General features: G+C 31.6%; 13 protein-coding genes. 3 read left to right on the forward strand and 10 right to left on the reverse strand.

Annotated elements, in window-relative coordinates; translation table 11 throughout:
- Positions 1–43: 43 nt before the first annotated feature.
- Complete coding sequence (locus JJL45_RS12635; RefSeq protein WP_068602285.1) at positions 44–817, forward strand: XRE family transcriptional regulator; 774 nt, start codon at positions 44–46, stop codon at positions 815–817.
- A complete protein-coding gene (locus JJL45_RS12640; protein WP_068602284.1) occupies positions 814–2151 on the forward strand; it encodes an exonuclease domain-containing protein in 1338 nt (445 codons plus the stop codon). The genes JJL45_RS12635 and JJL45_RS12640 overlap by 4 nt, the downstream gene beginning before the upstream one ends.
- Positions 2152–2849: 698 nt before the next feature.
- On the opposite strand, the gene JJL45_RS12645 is transcribed toward JJL45_RS12640, so the two are convergent.
- From JJL45_RS12645 to mnmE, 7 genes are all read right to left on the reverse strand, one after another.
- Complete coding sequence (locus JJL45_RS12645; protein WP_202664153.1) at positions 2850–5729, reverse strand: hypothetical protein; 2880 nt, start codon at positions 5727–5729, stop codon at positions 2850–2852.
- A 6-nt stretch (positions 5730–5735) separates the two neighbouring features.
- Entirely contained in the window at positions 5736–6653 is a 918-nt protein-coding gene (locus tag JJL45_RS12650) for a hypothetical protein (RefSeq protein WP_068602281.1), read from the reverse strand.
- 12 nt (positions 6654–6665) lie between these two features.
- Positions 6666–9563, reverse strand: coding sequence for an Eco57I restriction-modification methylase domain-containing protein (locus tag JJL45_RS12655; protein WP_242521388.1), 2898 nt, complete (start codon positions 9561–9563; stop codon positions 6666–6668).
- Positions 9517–9825 carry a hypothetical protein gene (locus tag JJL45_RS16190; RefSeq protein WP_242521389.1) on the reverse strand — a complete coding sequence of 103 codons (309 nt, stop codon included), beginning with the start codon at positions 9823–9825 and terminating at the stop codon, positions 9517–9519. The genes JJL45_RS12655 and JJL45_RS16190 overlap by 47 nt, the downstream gene beginning before the upstream one ends.
- Before the next feature lie 168 nt (positions 9826–9993).
- Positions 9994–10125 (reverse strand): hypothetical protein, encoded by a 132-nt coding sequence (locus tag JJL45_RS16245; RefSeq protein ID WP_262895010.1) that lies wholly within the window; start codon positions 10123–10125, stop codon positions 9994–9996.
- A 68-nt stretch (positions 10126–10193) separates the two neighbouring features.
- Positions 10194–11279 carry a Fic family protein gene (locus JJL45_RS12660; RefSeq protein WP_068602279.1) on the reverse strand — a complete coding sequence of 362 codons (1086 nt, stop codon included), beginning with the start codon at positions 11277–11279 and terminating at the stop codon, positions 10194–10196.
- Positions 11280–11484: 205 nt separating this feature from the next.
- On the reverse strand, positions 11485–12888 hold the full coding sequence (gene mnmE, locus JJL45_RS12665; protein WP_068602277.1) for a tRNA uridine-5-carboxymethylaminomethyl(34) synthesis GTPase MnmE: 1404 nt from the start codon (positions 12886–12888) through the stop codon (positions 11485–11487).
- 581 nt (positions 12889–13469) lie between these two features.
- Here mnmE and JJL45_RS12670 point away from each other — a divergent pair.
- Positions 13470–13874, forward strand: a complete 405-nt coding sequence (locus JJL45_RS12670) for a hypothetical protein (protein WP_068602275.1) — start codon at positions 13470–13472, stop codon at positions 13872–13874.
- Position 13875: 1 nt separating this feature from the next.
- On the opposite strand, the gene JJL45_RS12675 is transcribed toward JJL45_RS12670, so the two are convergent.
- From JJL45_RS12675 to JJL45_RS12685, 3 genes are all read right to left on the reverse strand, one after another.
- Positions 13876–14706: a S1 RNA-binding domain-containing protein gene (locus JJL45_RS12675; RefSeq protein ID WP_068602273.1), complete on the reverse strand. Its 831-nt coding sequence runs from the start codon at positions 14704–14706 to the stop codon at positions 13876–13878.
- A 136-nt stretch (positions 14707–14842) separates the two neighbouring features.
- Positions 14843–16648, reverse strand: a complete 1806-nt coding sequence (gene menD, locus JJL45_RS12680) for a 2-succinyl-5-enolpyruvyl-6-hydroxy-3-cyclohexene-1-carboxylate synthase (protein WP_068602271.1) — start codon at positions 16646–16648, stop codon at positions 14843–14845.
- Positions 16649–16695: 47 nt separating this feature from the next.
- Positions 16696–17811, reverse strand: a complete 1116-nt coding sequence (locus tag JJL45_RS12685) for a chorismate-binding protein (protein WP_068602269.1) — start codon at positions 17809–17811, stop codon at positions 16696–16698.
- Between the last annotated feature and the right edge of the window lie 3 nt (positions 17812–17814).

Genomic DNA, 17814 nt, shown 5'->3' on the forward strand with positions numbered 1-17814 from the left:
ACAGCTACAAAAAAAAGTATTTATTACTTATATTTGTAGCATCATGAAAATAATAGCTAAAAACATAAAACATTTACGGACCCTAAAAAAGTTGTCTCAAGAAGTTCTTGCAGATGAACTGAAGGTGACACGATCTCGTATTGGGTCTTATGAGGAAGGCCGTTCGGCACCAAGCATTGACATGCTTATACTGCTGTCTGATTATTTTAAATTACCTATAGATATTTTATTGCGTAATGATTTAACTAAGGCGACAGACGCTTCTTTTATTGAAGTAGGTAATCAGCGTGTGTTATTCCCCATTACCATAGATAGCGATAACGAAAATTTAATTGAAGTCGTTCCTATTAAAGCTTCGGCGGGGTATTTAGCCGGTTATGATGATCCGGAATACATTGAGCAATTACAAAAAATAAAATTGCCTTTCCTACCCACTGGAAAACACAGAGCCTTTCCTATAAAAGGAGATTCCATGTTACCAATGAAAGACGGCTCCTTTGTTATTGGGCGTTTTATAGAAGATAGAAATGACATAAAAACAGGGCGTACTTACGTTTTAGTTACATTAAATGATGGCATGGTGTATAAGCGTGTTATGAATAACATCGACTTTAACGGCTCCCTTTTATTAATGTCTGACAACAAGAAATACAATGATTACAGCATTCCTATGAATGAAGTTTTAGAAATTTGGGAATACACCTGTAGCATTAATACCCAAGAATATAGCGAGGAAGAGCTCAAGCTAAGCAGTATTATAAATATGTTTACCGAACTAGGTATTGAGCTCAAAGCTTTAGAACGATTGGTGACATGATTTATACCGTAATTGACGTAGAAACTACGGGGCCAAGTAATAAGATTACTGAAATCTCCATTTTTAGATATGACGATGCTGTTTTAGTTGATGAATTTACAAGCCTTGTTAATCCAGAAACATTAATTCCGGATTATATAACAGATTTAACTGGAATCGATGATTACATGGTGTCTAAAGCGCCTAAATTCCATGAAATTGCTGAAAACATCTTAGCCATCACACAACAAGCGGTGTTTATAGCTCATAATGTGAGTTTCGACTATAATGTTATAAGAAACGAGTTTAAAGCCCTTGGTGTCGCTTTCAACCGAAAAAAACTATGTACCGTAAGGCTGTCTCGAAAACTCATACCCGGACATAAATCGTATAGTTTAGGTAAAATATGTCAGGATTTAGGTATCCCTATACACGGCAGACACCGCGCGAAAGGCGATGTAGAAGCTACGGTTATTCTTTTTCAAAAATTATTAGAGCAACCAGATGCTCAAGATGTCATTCAGGTATTTCTGAAAAAAGACGCTAAAGAAACTAAGTTGCCTAAAAACCTGAAAGCAGAAACTTATAATCAATTACCGAAAGCCATTGGGGTTTACTATTTTAAAGATAAAAAAGATACTGTTATTTATGTAGGTCATGCTACCGACATTCAAAAACAAGTTTTAAAGCATTTTAATAGCAAAGCAGAAAAAGAGTTGCTTTTAACACAAGAAACGGTCGATATAGATTTTGAACTTTCTGGAAGTGAAACCATTGCATTACTTATGGAAGATGCTGCCATAAAAGAATACAACCCTAAATACAATCAAGTATTAAAAAGGGCTCCCAAAGCCTACGGTATCTTTAGTTATCAAGACCGCAATGGCATCATACATTTAGCTTTTAACACCCTAAAAGCAGCCCCCTCACCTTTTCATATCCTGTATAGCATAAAAACATGTCAGCAATATTTAGAAAAACTGTGCAAACAGTTCAATTTATGTCCTAAATACTGTCATTTACAGGAAGGTCTTCAAGAATGTTCTGGTTACGAAGTTCAATCCTGTAAAGGTGTTTGTAGAAAAACAGAATCGGTAGCACTTTATAATATTCGTGTTAAACAAGCTATTGAATACTCCAAAACCAACTCAAAAAATATGATCTTAAAACAACAAGGCAGACATGAAAATGAAAACGCTTTTATCATGATAAAAGATAGCTTGTATTGTGGTTATGGGTTTATAGATAAAGAAGAACAAATGATGACTTCGGAAGATTTAGAACCTTTTTTAATACAGCAGAATGATAATGTTGATGTTCAAAGAATACTACGACCTACGTTGTTGAGTGTATAGTTAAAAGCATTGATAATATAGCGTTGATTTGCGGAGTTTATCTATTTAAAATTCATCTTCAATAACCTACTTTTCAATGTAATTAATGCCGGATTACAATATGAAAACCCAAATTTATAATGCAACTTCAATTTAATATTAAAAAGACAAACAAGCTCCTGGTTTTTGTTGATTTCACACTTGTTCTAGGTTAAATACGCGGTAAAAAAGGATTACTTATTATAGTTTTGAGCCGATTAAACGACTTAATCGGCTCAAAATTTGACTGAATTTGAGTCGATTAGGACAAACAAACAACTCATATCACTATTACCCCTTGAAAACCAGACGTTTGTTTTTTAACAGAAACGTCTTGTACATTTCAGAAAAATAAAGCTCACAGCGAAATCTTTTCTTAATTTTTAAAAGCATATAAAAATACAAGGTGCCCTAAGACTTACTTCCCGATACAATATGTAATTACTCTGGTTTCATAAGGGTTAAGGATATATGTGGAGTACATATGTAGTACAAATAGTGCTATTTATTTCCAAAAAAGCTAAATAAAAGAGACTCTTTATTTCCAAATTTTAAATAACACCCAATATTACACCCAATTCTTCTAGAATTGGGTGTTTTTTTGTTCATTATTGAAATTTGATTTCATACATTCAACCTATTATAAATGATTTTTATATTAATATTTTGATAATGTCTATTTAAAGTCCTAAAAAACCTTCTTCATCCGTTATTTCTTCAATTTTTATATTTTTTTTGTAAGCCTCTATCTCACTAATTGCCCATTCTCTGACATCTTTTATTTTATGATCTTTAAGTTGTTCAACTAATTTTAATCTTGATTTTAAAAATGGAACCCTAGAGCCCCATGTAGTCATTGAATGAAGATTACATGATAATTCATTTATAAAATGTTTGTCTTTACCAAAAACATTTATTAATTCTTCTGTAAACAAAAACCAATCTTGGCCATTTTCATCAAACAGCGGAGCCACTCTAACTACCCAAGGCGCTATTTCTCTATTATTTAAAAGCCAGCTGAATAATTTTTTATTTCTAGTTTCGTTACAAAAAAATGGATGTTTTGAAGTCACACCACTGATCCAACTCATATCAAAAATGTTCCAAAACTCAATTGTATGTTTTTCTAAGATTAATTTTGAGTAAATATTCCAGCAGTTTTCAAAGTCAATATCCAACGTTAGATTAGCAATGTTTGCTATATGAGGTTCTCCACTTGATAAAAACGATAATGCTTTTTGATACCCAACAATATGATTTGCTATATTCTTACAAATTTCACTTTGAAATTTTTTTATCAAAAAAGCCATTATTTCTTCCCAAGTGTATAAATCTATTGTTCTCGTAGAATTGATCTTAATTAATATATTTTCTTCTTCAATTATTGATTTAATATACTTTAAGATGCCTTCATCTATTTCCAATTGGTTGTTTCTAGAATTCCATATTAGAATACTGAAAGTATCCATAATTAAAATATGACCATTTTCGAAATTTTTAATCAAACGGAAATATTGAATTAATTCAGACGGATTTAATTTGACAATATCGTATTTAATAATTTCTAATTTATTCGATTGAATATTATGATTTTTAACTAAATCAAGAAGCTTTAAAACACTCTCAAAATTATTCTCATCAAAGCGAAAAATATTAAATGCAAAAGATGATTGTTTGGAAATCAAAATATTGAAGATATCATTAGTTTTTTTTGGTTCCAAAACAGAGATGTAGCCAAACAAAAAAGATAAATTATGTGGCTTATTTTCAAGTGTTAAGAGTACAGATACAAGATCATCAACAAAATCTTGATTATAAACACTTAATTCTGAAAGTTTTTTTCCAAAATCATAAGTATAAAATTGATTACCTGTTAAAAGATTTTTGAAGTATGGACGAATATCAATTTTTTCAGATATAACATCTTCTGCAAATTTTTCAGCAAGTCTTTTACCTTTATCATCGTAACTGTCCCCTTCTTTTATCGTTCGTATAATTATTTTTGGTTCTGAGACATTATATAATATTCTTTCTTCTATTGAATTAGTCTTTAAATCTTCGATATAACCATTAATAAATTGCCCTTGAGATTCACTTATTTTTTGATAGCTAAGTTGAGAGTGTAAACTTTTTAATAAATCATCTCTGTCAACAATATTTTTACATATTAAATCAATAATAATTTTCAGTTTATCTATTTCGTAATTGAATTCAAACAAATTAGATATGTTATTATAAATAGCTCTTTGAGCAGATAATTGAAATTCATTTTTATGAGAAATAAATCTTGACAATAATTTCAATATTTTTTCTCGATATTCATTTATTTCTATAGCTGAATTAGGTCTATAATCTTCTAATGGCAGGAGACCACCTTGATTTTCTGCACCTCTGGTTTTGTGTAAATTTGCCAAAGGGGTGAATGCTCTTTCACTAGCTTTTATTACTAAAGTATCAAAGTCTGAATCTTCTTTATCTAAAGCCCATTTTAAAACTTCAATACGTGGATCATAACCAATCTCTGTGCCTGCTAAAAATATTCTAAAAAGTTGTGTAAAATAACTAGTTGCATTATTGGAATAATACGTTTCATTCTCAGCAACCGCAAAACACATTAAAACCTTTGTAGATTCAATAAAAGTTTCTTTTCTAAAACATAATTTTTCTAAAGCCCAAACAAGGTTTTGTCTCCCTTCTACTATTGCTTCAAGATATTCTTTAGGTTGATTTAAGAATCTCTTAGACAATACTTTAACAGTTTCCTTTGGATTCACGGTTACAATTGAGCGAAAAAGGCGTGAACCCATACTAGAATTTAAAATTTCCGCTGTCGAAAAATTTCCATCAACACCCCATATAGTCTTAACAAGTTCTTTAGCTTTACCTACACTACCTAGTTGGCTAAGTTGATCAACTAGAGGAGTAATTAAATTTTTTGGAATGCTTCGAATGAATGATTCATATTTTACAATATTTAATTCATCCCAAAATAAAATTGATAGTTTTAACGAAAGAGGATTGGGTCTAATTACTATTTTATTTCCTCTTCTCTCAAGGACAACTTTTTCTAAATATTTTTTTATTGTACTCTCAACACTATCCGGATCTATATTTAAATAGCTTGAAAAAAAGTTAACATGTTCTAAAAGTAACATATAGCCATCTTTATCTATAGAATAAAAATCTTCAGATGGATATTCAAAGTATTTGAAAACGGAGCATAACTTTAAAATATTAAAATCTATTTCATTAAGAGATTCTCTTCCAAAGATTAATTTTTCAAGCAGTTCCTTGTCAAAACCTTGATTTAAATCAGTTTTGTTGATTGCTGCTTTAACAAAGTTAATTGCCATTTTAGGATTTCCCTCTGAAAATTCAATAAGATATTCAATATCTTGAGTAGATAATTGGCTGTTTAAATACTCATTTTTAAGAATTTCCTCAACAACTGAATTAAACATTTCACCCTTGAGTTGAAAGGTTTTACAAAACTCGTTGTTAGTACTATTTATTTTCTCGTAATCAATAGATACTAAAGTTTGCAGACTACCTGTTCTCAAAGTTTCTTAAAGAAACTTATCATGATTGATTGGGTCACAATTGTCTAAAATTAATATTGAGGGGTATGTTGTAACAATACTTCTTATAAAATCAAAAATATTTTGGGGATTTCCTTTTCCAATATCGAAATAAATTACACTATCCGAAAGTGATTTTTGAATCATATTGAAATTACAATCTGTATTACAGCTACCTGGCGAAAAAGCCTCACAGACTAATCTAGTTTTTCCAATCCCCGAAACTCCTTCTATTCTAATATGTTTTTTATTAAAAGTATCTAATCTAATTTTTTCGATTAAAGCATCAATTTCTGGGTTTGTTTTAAAATTTGATGAATTACTGGGATGCGATTTTAATTCACCCCAAATTTGAAGTCCATGGGGTCTTTGAATTCCACACAGTAACTGAACATAAGAAACAGCGGAAATATATTCATTAGTCCAATCTTTTATTAAATTAGCATCATAAATTTTAATTTTTGCTTTGTTGCCATATTCTTCACTTTCAACTAACTTTACAGCTTCTCTAAAACCATCAATTCTGTCTTGTAAATTCTGTTCAACATAATCATCCGTTGTAATTAATATATAAGTACCATTTTTATCAATAACTTCTTTAACTTGAGCCTTTAAAGCGTCATTTTTTGTGTTTAAAATTTCACTTTTACACTGTGCCCTTGACATTGAAGTCGCTTTAGCTTGAAATAGACAAAAAACATCAACAATCCATCTTGAATTTTTGCGGTCTGATATTGTTATTCTTCCATCTTCTCCACCATCTGAAGTTGTTATATTCTGAGGTACGCTTATATAACAGTTAGGAAAATTATACTTCTTGTGTTCTAAATGTAAAAGCATCAATAGAAGTTGAGTTAATTGTTCTGCTTTTAATTTTTTTATATTTTCTAAAGTAATTGAATTCATTTTTTGCAAGTATTAACTATTCTCCACAATTGCAATTTCATCATCCGTCAACCCATACAACTCATACACCATAGCATCAATTTCTTTATCTGTTTGGTTTATTTGGTTTTGCAAGTCTTGGGCTTTTTTCTTGTTTTCTTCAAAGAGATCTAGCCATTCAAACTCATCTTTTTTGGTTAGGGTTGACACATCTGTTAAACCCTCTTTAACACGTAATTTATTATTCGCTTTTATAGCTTTGTTTAGTTCTTTTATGAAATCACCAAATTCTAACTCGTACCAGTTTTCGAGTTTTTTTGATAGTTTTTGTAATTCAAACTTTTGTTTAAGGTAATTTTGAAATTTGACACATAGATTGAATAAGTTGCTATTTGAATGTAACATAATATTAACTGATTCAATAAATGGTGTTTGAAGAATTTTTCTATTTACCTTTATTGGAAGGTCTTTATATTCACCAATTTTAATTTTTGGAAAAAGTGCATCAAATTCATTTGCTTTATATCTAAAATAAAAACTTAATAATTTTGAAGATAACTGAGCTAAAACAAACTTTGGATTTAACTTATCCGTTTGGTCTTTATCAAATTTGGCTATAAAAACACTTTGGTCAATAATAAAATCCGAATCTAAAAATGTACAGTTTAAATTCTTACCTAAAACTTGCCTACAAATAATTCTATTACCTTCAAAATATTTTGGTTCTCTAGGGGCTGCTAACCAATCCCCATAACTAACAAAGGTTTCATTATCCCACTCTAAAGAGTATCTATTCACATGCCTTCCTCTTATTTCAGGAATAAAAGTGTTATCTTTTTTGTGATTTGAATGATATAATTTATTCTTTATAACATCAGCAGATTGTCCTCTGTACTTATCATATGGATTTATTCCTCTTGTAACATCTGAAATATCACTTAATCTAATACAATGTTTGTCTATTTTAGTAAAGATTGATTGTGATTCTTGAGATATTTCAACATCAAATATTAATTTATTATTCTTTCTAAATCTTTCTTGATTAACTGAATGTTTTTTTGCGTATTCAAGTTTTTTAAATTGACCGATTTCTATCTCCTTTTTCCTCTTTCTCGATTTTGATGCTATAAATATCATAGTATCAACCGAAGCGTCAGTAAATATGTTTTCTAAATTTGGAATTATTATATCAAAAATTAAATTATCAAGTACATACAACCTACATTTATCAAACATTAAATTTTTCAACCATGAATTTGGAATAATGTAACTTATTTGACCACTATCATGAAGTAATTTAGTTCCTTTTTCCAAAAAAGAAATATAAAGATCTAATTGATACTGAGCTGTTGAATATTTGTCATGATAATATTTTTTCTCAACATCTGAAAAAGATTTAGAAACATAAGGTGGATTCCCAATAACCACATCAAAACCACCTTTTTCAAATACTTTAGGAAATTGCTCTTCCCAATTAAAGGCTTTATCTCCTGCAACAGCTTTACTGTCTATTAAGGAGTTTCCGCATTTTATATTAGAGCTTAAATCGTTTAATTTACGTCTTGGTTGTGCGGTACGTAACCATAAGGATAGTTTTGCAATTTCTACAGATTCTTCGTTAAGGTCTACACCATAAATATTGTTTTCTAGAATGGTGTTTTCTATATCTGGAAACTGTAAACCACCACCTAAAACTTTGGTCTTTAATTCATCTATATAAGTGTGTTCTGCTATTAAAAAATTTAAGGCTTGGTTTAAAAATGCACCAGAACCACAGGCTGGGTCGCAAATAGTGAGTTGTAGTAACCAATCTCTATAGACATCTAGTGTATGTACCAGTTTTTCTATGGTGCGCTTATTCCTGTTTTTACGTCCTTTAAAGTATTCTTCTTCCTTAAAGCCTAATTCGTTTTTCTTTTCATCGCAAAGTTTGCCAATCGTATTTTCAACAATGTACTTGGTAATATATTTTGGGGTGTAAAATACACCGTCTTTTTTTCGTTTAGATTTTTGTTTATCGAAGTCGCCACCTTCAATTTCAGCATTTACACTTTCTATTTCATTTAAGGAGTTTTCAAAAATATGCCCTAGGATGTTAACATCAACTTGACTTTCAAAATCGTACGCGGCTAATAAATTGGTGTATTTATATAGTAGTTGGCTATCTATTTCAAGATTATCCAAAAGGGTATCTTCTTTAAACAGTCCGCCATTGTAAGCATAAATTTCAGCTCTACTAGCTGTGCCTTTTCTGCCCTGATCTAAGAAATTAAAATACTGTTTAAATAAGTCGTAAAGTGGTCTTTCGTCTCCAAAGTCTAAATCGGCTTTCCATTTGTCAAGAATTTGCTGAGTACTGTTTGGTGGTAGTAAACCTCTGTCTTCAGCAAAGAAAATAAACAGGTAACGGTCTATTAATTTTTGAGATTTTTTAAAGAGTGTTAACTTAACATTCTTTTCTAATTGCAGTTGTTCTGCTTTCTGTGATTCTGTTAAAATTACATCAGATTCACTTATTGCATTTCTATTTTGCTTTAATCGCTTAGCATTTCCCTTTACTAGATCTCTGTATAACTCCCTTTTAAATAACGAATAGTCTTTATAGAATTGTTTGGTAATCTGTTCTTCAATAACTAAAGATGATTCCTTAATTTTTAAAGGCACATGGTTTATAATATTGCTTTTCTCAAGGCATAAGTACAAAAGAGAAAAACGCTCTAAAGTCATTTCGAATAAATTGAATTCTTCAAATTCTGTTGCATCATTTATGTAGAATCGCAACTTTTCGAAGTTAGATGTAATAACATAAACACATCCTTTTTGATTCACTTTATAGTCGAATGCCTGTTTACGAATGCTTTCAAGGTCTTTAGTGTTTGTTCCCTTAAGTTCTATAACACCAATAGCAATATCGTTGAAGGATGGCGCCATCGGCTTTCCGTGAATTGGTTTGGTTTTTATACTCAGCAACCAGATTAAAATTCGCATTAGGTTTTAAGGTATAACCTAAAATATTTACAAACAATTCGGTAAGAAAGATACCTTGGTATTCTTCTTCTTTAGAACTTCGAATGTTATCTTGTATGGTTGGGTTTAAAAAGTATTTTACGTACTTCTTGTAAGCTGTGTTTAATTTAGATTGGTCTTGTAGGCTAAGATGACTTTTAAGAACAGATTGTTGGTATAGAGACATTGAAAATTCCTTGCTATTATTGAATAATTCAATAAAAATAAGGTTTTAATTTATAAAGCTATTATAGTAAGTTGTAAAAGTATTTTAGATTACGATGGAATTGAATCACTTTGTGTTTTCCTTCTTGTAAAATCGGTTTAAGTCATCGTTTTATAACATCATTCCTTTTTAAAAATCTTCCAAAGTATATAACCTACAACAATTACCAAAAGCCACTAAAAAAGAAAAGGGAAATTCCTCTGCTTCAAAAGGCTTTAATGCCAATTCCGATACTACTTCTTCTATTTCTACTGCGTTCATTTAAACTAATTATATCTTGATTATAAATTTGCTCCTAAGGCATTTAAAGCTTTTTACTCATCATAAAATTAAGCCTGCTCTAAAACAGCCATTAATCTATGATTAAGATATAGTTTTTCCTTACCAACTTTTTCGGACGTTAAAAAGCCAGCACCCTCCAAATCCATTAAATAATTCCCTACTGTTTTAGGGGTTCCTAGTTTTTCGTCAATTAAAAATTGTCGTTTGGTGTATGGTAATCTGAATAGTATCTCTACTAGTTCTTTAGTATATGCGTTAGGCAATTTTTCTTTAATTTCAATTGTCATTTGCTCCATTAACTCGGTCACATCTTTTAACCGTTTTAAGCCTTTTTTAGCGGTATATTCAACCATTTCTAACATATATAATATCCACGCCTCCCAATCATTATTTTCGGTAACTTCACGTAGTTTATTATAATAATCCGCTTTATTTTTTATTATATATTCGCTTAAATAAATAGCAGGTGTATCTAATAGTTTCTCTAGTTTTAAATAGAGTAATAGCAAGATGCGTCCTGTTCTACCATTACCATCACTAAAAGGGTGTATGGCTTCAAATTGATAATGCATTAACGCCATTTTTATTAATGGGTCTATGGTATCATTTTCATTAATAAACGTTTCCAAATTGGCTAATTTCTCTCTTATAACCGTTTCTCCTGTTGGTGGTGTGTATATCGTTTCCCCTTTTGCATTTTTTAGAGCAGTACCAGGAGTTGTTCTTATTCCTGCGGTGTTTTTTTTAATGCTTTGTACAATATCTATACATAAATTTGTGCTTATAAAAGGACGCTTTTCTATATCATGTAATCCATTCCAAAGCGCTTCTTTATAACTTAGCACTTCTTTTGTAGCCGGGTTATCAAACTTTTTATCGGCAACTAAAGATTTGTATAAATCATCGTTAGTGGTAATAATGTTTTCTATTTCGGAACTTGCTTTTGCCTCTTGTAAATGAATAGTGTCTAAAAATAATGTTGGGTTTGGCAAATTAGTGAGCATACCATTAAGCTGTGCTAATGCTCTACTGGCATCAATAGTTTTCCGTAAAACTTTTGTTGTTTCTAATGTTTGTTTTGGAGGCAATAGCGGTAAGCTATTATAAGGCGTATCTCTATTAAAATCTGTCATTTTGAACAAGGGTAATAATTACTCACGTTTTTTCAACGAGGGTAAATATAGTCAAAAATTACCTTTGTATAATGTGCAAGTGTAAAAATTACTTCTATTTTATTTAATTCCAGAGTTCCTCATTTTAAACCCTTTATTAAAGCCTTTAATTTCTAATTATATAAACAAAATAATCAACCCAATAAGAAACTTATAGTAACATCATCTACTTCCCGATACAAAAGTTAGCAAATATATTCCCAAGTAACTCATCGTTAGTCACTTGACCAGTAATCTCCCCAAAGTGATAGAGCGCCTGACGGATATCGATAGCCATTAAATCGCTAGATAAATTGGTGTCGATGCCTTCCTGGACTTTTTGGATTTCTTCAAAAGCTTTTATTAGAGAATCGTAATGGCGGGTATTGGTAACAATGGTTTCATTGTTTCGTAAAGCACCTGTGTTTACAAAACCAATCAGTTGATTTTTTAAATCCTCCACACCCCTATTCTCCTTAGCAGCTAATAAAATGTATTTAGAATTTTCAATACCGCTTAAAAACGCTTCCAATTGCGCCACCTCGTCCGAAGAAAGTTTATCAATTTTATTAGGAACTATTAAAAGTGGCTTTAAAGGGTATTTGTTTTTTATTTTTTCAATTTCCACTTGAAACTGTGCTGCATTTTCAACAAACTGCGTCGCATCAAACAAATACAAAACCACTTGTGATTGCTCTATTTTCTCGAAGGTCTTTTTAATTCCAATGCCTTCAACCACATCTTTAGTTTCTCGAATTCCAGCCGTATCAATAAAACGGAATCCGATACCTTCAATAACCAATTCATCTTCAATGGTATCTCTAGTGGTTCCTGCAATATCACTTACAATGGCACGATCTTCATTTAAAAGCGCATTCAGTAAGGTGGATTTCCCTACATTTGGCTCGCCAACAATGGCTACTGGAATACCGTTTTTTATCACGTTACCAACAGCAAACGAGTCTATTAAACGTTTTAAAACAAAAGTAATTCTTGAAATGAGTTCTTTAAACTGTGTTCTATCGGCAAACTCGACGTCCTCTTCAGCAAAATCTAATTCTAACTCAATTAAAGATGCAAAATTTAGAAGTTCTTCACGGAGTTTAGCAATTTCCGAAGAAAACCCTCCTCGCATTTGCTGCATGGCTATTTGATGACTAGCCTCATTATCGGAAGAAATTAAATCGGCTACAGCCTCTGCCTGACTTAAATCTAATTTACCATTTAAAAAAGCACGCAAAGTAAATTCGCCTGCAGTAGCCATTCGGCAACCATGTCGCAAAAATAATTGAATAATTTCCTGTTGGATATAGCTTGAGCCATGGCATGATATTTCAACCACATTTTCGCCGGTATAGGAATTCGGGTTTTTAAAAACCGATACTAAAACCTCATCAATGGTTCTTGAACCTTCAATAATATGTCCTAAATGAATGGTATGCGTGGGCTGTTTTGCCAACTGCTTACCTGAAACCGATTTAAATTGAGCCTCTGCTAAAGTGATGGCATCTTTTCCCGATAAGCGAATTACAGCTATAGCACCTGCTCCAGAAGGTGTTGCTAAAGCGACTATGGTATCTTGATTAATCATGGCACAAAAATAAATATAATTAACGAAGCATCGTAGTAAGACTATCCATTCTTTATCTCACCATTAAAAGATTTCAAACCAATCCCCTTCTAAATAAATAATACTCCTATTCATTTTTTCCATTGATGAAAAAACGAACCAAAAAAATCTAGGCTTACGAATATTTATCTAAATTTTTCATTCAACACCTAAATTTCAGGAACTCGCTAAGATGCTCAGAGTTAAATTAAAAATTAGTTTAGCTCAAACAGCCTGAAATTTTACGGTGTTTTCATTTCAAATTTCAAGATAAATTTTCGATAGGCCATAAAAACACGTTTCAAAATTAAACGACTAAACAATCCATCAATCTCTTGAACTCCTTTTAAATTATAGTCTTTAAGAAACATTTTTACAAACATTTAATATGCTTTTTATTTTAAAACACATTCAATCTTCTTATTGATTCAGTAATTTTTTAGTACAAATATTATTTATTATCTTAATACTCCCCTAAAAACTACTTGTAAATTAATAATTTAATAATATTTTAAATTAAAGATTGGCAAGCGTATATTTGCATCGCCCTAAAAAATAGCAACATGTTAGTAGCAAAATCTCCCTTAATTACACATCACACTAAAATTGAAAAAACCAATATAGCTGATCTGTATTTTTTTAAAAACTACGTAATCGCCGAATTTTATGAAGGTGTAGAAATCGATTATTTGAGTTTTGAACAATGCCAAACCCATATCAAAAAGTATTTTGGAGAAAATGATTTCGGATTTATAAGCAATCGTATTAACTCTTACTCTGTAGTCATTACCGAAGCCTATCTTTTTAACAAAGCTTTTCCTAATGTTAAAGCCTATGCTACGGTAAGTTATAACGTTTTTACTCAAAAATCATTTGAAGTAGAAAGTCATTTCTTCAAATTTAATAAACGAAACTTTTTATCATTAACAGAAGCCGTGTCCTGGGTTGAAAGCACTTTAAAGAACTAATTTAAACCAAATAAATACCGTCTGATTTAATTTCAATCTGACGTTCTTTATAAAGCGCACCAATGGCTTTCTTAAAGTTCTTTTTACTCATTTGAAGTTGCTCCTTGATGGCTTCTGGACTCGATTTATCGGTAAGATTCATATACCCCGAATTATCTTGCAATTCATGTAAAATGCGTTCGGCATTAGGCTCGATATTACGGTATCCTATTTGTCCTAAAGAAATATCTAATTTATTACCCGGGCGTATTTTCTTAACAATGCCTTTTAACTTGTCACCTACACTAATATCTTTAAAGATTTGATCTTTATAAATTAAACCCGAATGAATTTTATTGACAATAACATTCATGCCAATATCTGATGGGTGAGACACGATAATATCGACCTCATCAAACTGCTGAACGGTTAAATTTGTATTATCTAAAAAACGATTGGTTTTACTAGAAGCGACCAATCTATCTGTTTTTTCATCTAAATAACAGTGAACCAAATACCAACCTCCAGGTTTCATTTTGAAAGCCTGTTCTTTAAATGGACAAAATAACTCCTTAACCAAGCCCCAATCTAAAAAAGCCCCATAATCGGTAACTTGATTACAACGTAATAAAGCAAATTCATCACGTTTAACATATGGCATATCGGTTGTAGCTACGGGACGTTCTTCATTGTCTAAATAGACAAAAACATCTATTTTATCCCAAATTTTGAAGCTTGTTGGTACGTAGCGATTAGGGAGTAAGACTTCGTTGTCTTCGTTATCCATTAAATAAATACCGTGATCTGTTTCACGTATTATTTCTAAAGTATTTACTTGTCCGAGTGTTATCATGCTGCAAAGGTAATGATATTAGCGAAAGTTCGGTTTATGAAAAAACAAAAACGCATAGTAAATATCCTATGCGTTTTATTTTTAATCTTTATTATATAAAAAGTGAATTAACACCCTGTTTTATAGATTTAACAGACTAGTTTTCAGCCTCATCACTATCTACTTTTTTCTTAGGCGTTTCTTTTAAGTGCTCAAAGTATTTTAGAAGCACATCGTCGTTTACTTTTTTAGGCGTAAAAATCTCTAACAATTTAGGCTGATTGGCGTCAGCATAAAAAGAGGTTAAGGATGAAGCTAAAGCTTCTTCATTGTCAACCGATTGATAATCTAAGCCATACATTTTACACAAATGCTCTGCGGTTAGGTTATGATTGGTTTCAAAATAGGTATCGAAGTTCTCGGTGTCTTTATGTCCTGGCAGAATTCTAAATATACCTCCACCTTGGTTATTCACCACAATAATTCTAAAATTACTAGGAATATGATTGTTCCAAAGGGCATTACTGTCGTATAAGAAACTTAAATCACCAGTTAATAACACTGTAGGTTTATCTTCTCGAGCTACAGCACATCCAATAGCTGTTGATGTACAACCATCAATACCACTGGTACCACGGTTGCAGTACACTTCTAAAGTTTTGTTTACTTTGAATAATTGTGTATATCTGATAGCGGAGCTATTCCCAACTTGTAATATGCTATCGTCTGGAATCGATTTTAAAACCCTATTAAAAACTTTTAAATCGGAAAACGGAATGTTTTTAATATAATCTTTATGCTTTTTAAGGCGCTTCGCTTTTACATCTAGCCAATGGGTTTTATAATGACTTTTTACATAGTGTAGTATTTTAGGTAAAAAGGATTCAAAAAACGTATTAGGTGTCGCTTCAATATGGTTGTCTAAACAGAAAAAGGTATCGTAGGCTCTTTTTCTATCGATATGCCAGTGGTGCTTTGGTTGATAATTTCTTAAAAACTGTTTTACTTTTTTAGAAACAATTAACCCTCCAAAGGTTACTAAAATATCTGGTTGTAGCGCTTCTTTTTCTTCTGTAGATAATCCGTCAATTAATTGATCGATGCTAGGAAAAAATCCACTATGGTGAATGTTTGAAGTAGACTCGGTTAGAACAATAATACTATCATCTTCAGCTAATTCATCAAGCCATTTCATTTCAATCTGATTAGGCATATTAGCACCAACTAAAATCATTTTTTTAGGCGACACATCCCATTGTTCCAAACAAGTTTGTAAAACATAGTCTTCAATGTCGTGAGGCTTGGCTACCGCTTCAATAATTTTTGGTTTTACACTTTCCTTTTCAACCACATCATAAAGAGGCTCATCGAATGGAATATTAATATGAACAGGCCCTTTTTTCATCAAAGCCATGTTTAAAGCCATATTAATTTCTTCTTCATTATAGCTTTGAATGTTTTTCTGTAAACCTAATAAACGTTCAAATCGATCTTCAACTTTAACTAAAACTGGTACATCCTCATTAGAATGAATGTGTTTTTCATCCTTTAAATCCAATTTCAAATCTGTTGAAAACAAAGTATGAGAATCAAAAACATTCTTTTGGTTAATAGTTTGGCCATCACCTACATCAATTAAGTTTTTTGGGCGGTCTGCCGATAACACCACTAAAGGAATATTGCTGTAATACGCCTCTGCCACCGCTGGATAATAGTTTAACAAAGCACTACCAGAAGTACAAACAACAGCCGTTGGCTCCTGCAATTGTTGTGCAATACCTAAAGCAAAAAATGCCGCGCAACGCTCGTCAATTATGCTATAACATTTAAAAAATGAATCGTTGGTAAAACCTATAGTTAATGGTGCGTTTCTACTACCTGGAGAGATAACAATGTGCTTAATACCTTTAGACTTACACAGGGAAACTAAAGTTTGGGCGAGTGGTATTTTAGGATAAATCATTTAATATAATAATCTTGGTTACTTACCAAAAATAAGAAATCGATTAATTATATAACACTTTTAATCACTAAAGATTTTAAAACGGTTTCTTGCCACTCTTTTTCGGCATCAGAACTTTGGGTAATTCCACCACCAACATAAATCATGGCAGCTCCTTTTTTTAACTGCATACAACGCAAATTCACATACAATTGTGTGCTATTTCGGGTTAGCGCATAGGCTCTGTTTTCTATATTACGTCGTCCAGAACGTGGTGCAATTTTGGTCTCGAAATTCAATTCGCCTAAGAAACCGGTGTAAAACTCGCGGTTATAATTTTCTTGATCTAAAATAAATTCCTTAGCCTCTTGCTTAGGCAATCCACAAACTGCTGGTGTGGGATGTATGGTATTTATAATACTTGAAAGGGCTACATCATCTTTAAGTTGGGCGGAAATCATTGTTTTTAAATGCACCAAATTTCCTGCTTTCACAGTTTCCACAGCCGAAGTATTAAAACTTTCGGATAAGGGTTTGATATGATCTAAAATAAAATCGGTAACAAATTGTTGTTCTTGAATTTCTTTGTCTTCCCAAGTTACGTTTAAATCACCCGTATAATTTTGAGTACCCGCCAAGGCCATTATAGAAAAACGTTTTCCTTCAATTTTAATTAATGTTTCTGGCGTAGCCCCCAACCAAAGTCCAACTTTAGGATGAAACCAGCAGTAAACAAAAGCCGATTTATAGCGGTTTAAGAGATTTTTAAAGATTTTAATTGGATTTGTATCTGATAGCTTGACTTCTTCCTTTCGAGATAGTACGACCTTTTTAAAAGCTGACTTCTTAATGGCATCCACCCCCTGATTTACAAGGTTAATATGAAACACCTTATCTGTAGATTCTTTTGTTTCTATAAACTTTGAGGTTTGTAAATCTTCTGAATACTCATAAAATGACGTATGTACTTCTGAAGCATCAAAAGGCATAATCACGGTTTTTTGAGCATTATCAAAAGGTGCGAATACAAATCCTTTTTCAGAATAATCTTCTGTATAAAACAAATCGGCATTTTTTTGAAATACCCCTTGTACTTTCGATACATGAGGCTTCCTATAAGCCACAAAAGGCAAATGGTTTTCGTATTGCGTTTTAATACGTTCAAAAAAAGCTTCCGTAGTCATGCG

Origin of the sequence: Tamlana sp. s12, assembly GCF_016767215.1 — a bacterium.
Classification (GTDB): domain Bacteria; phylum Bacteroidota; class Bacteroidia; order Flavobacteriales; family Flavobacteriaceae; genus Pseudotamlana; species Pseudotamlana agarivorans.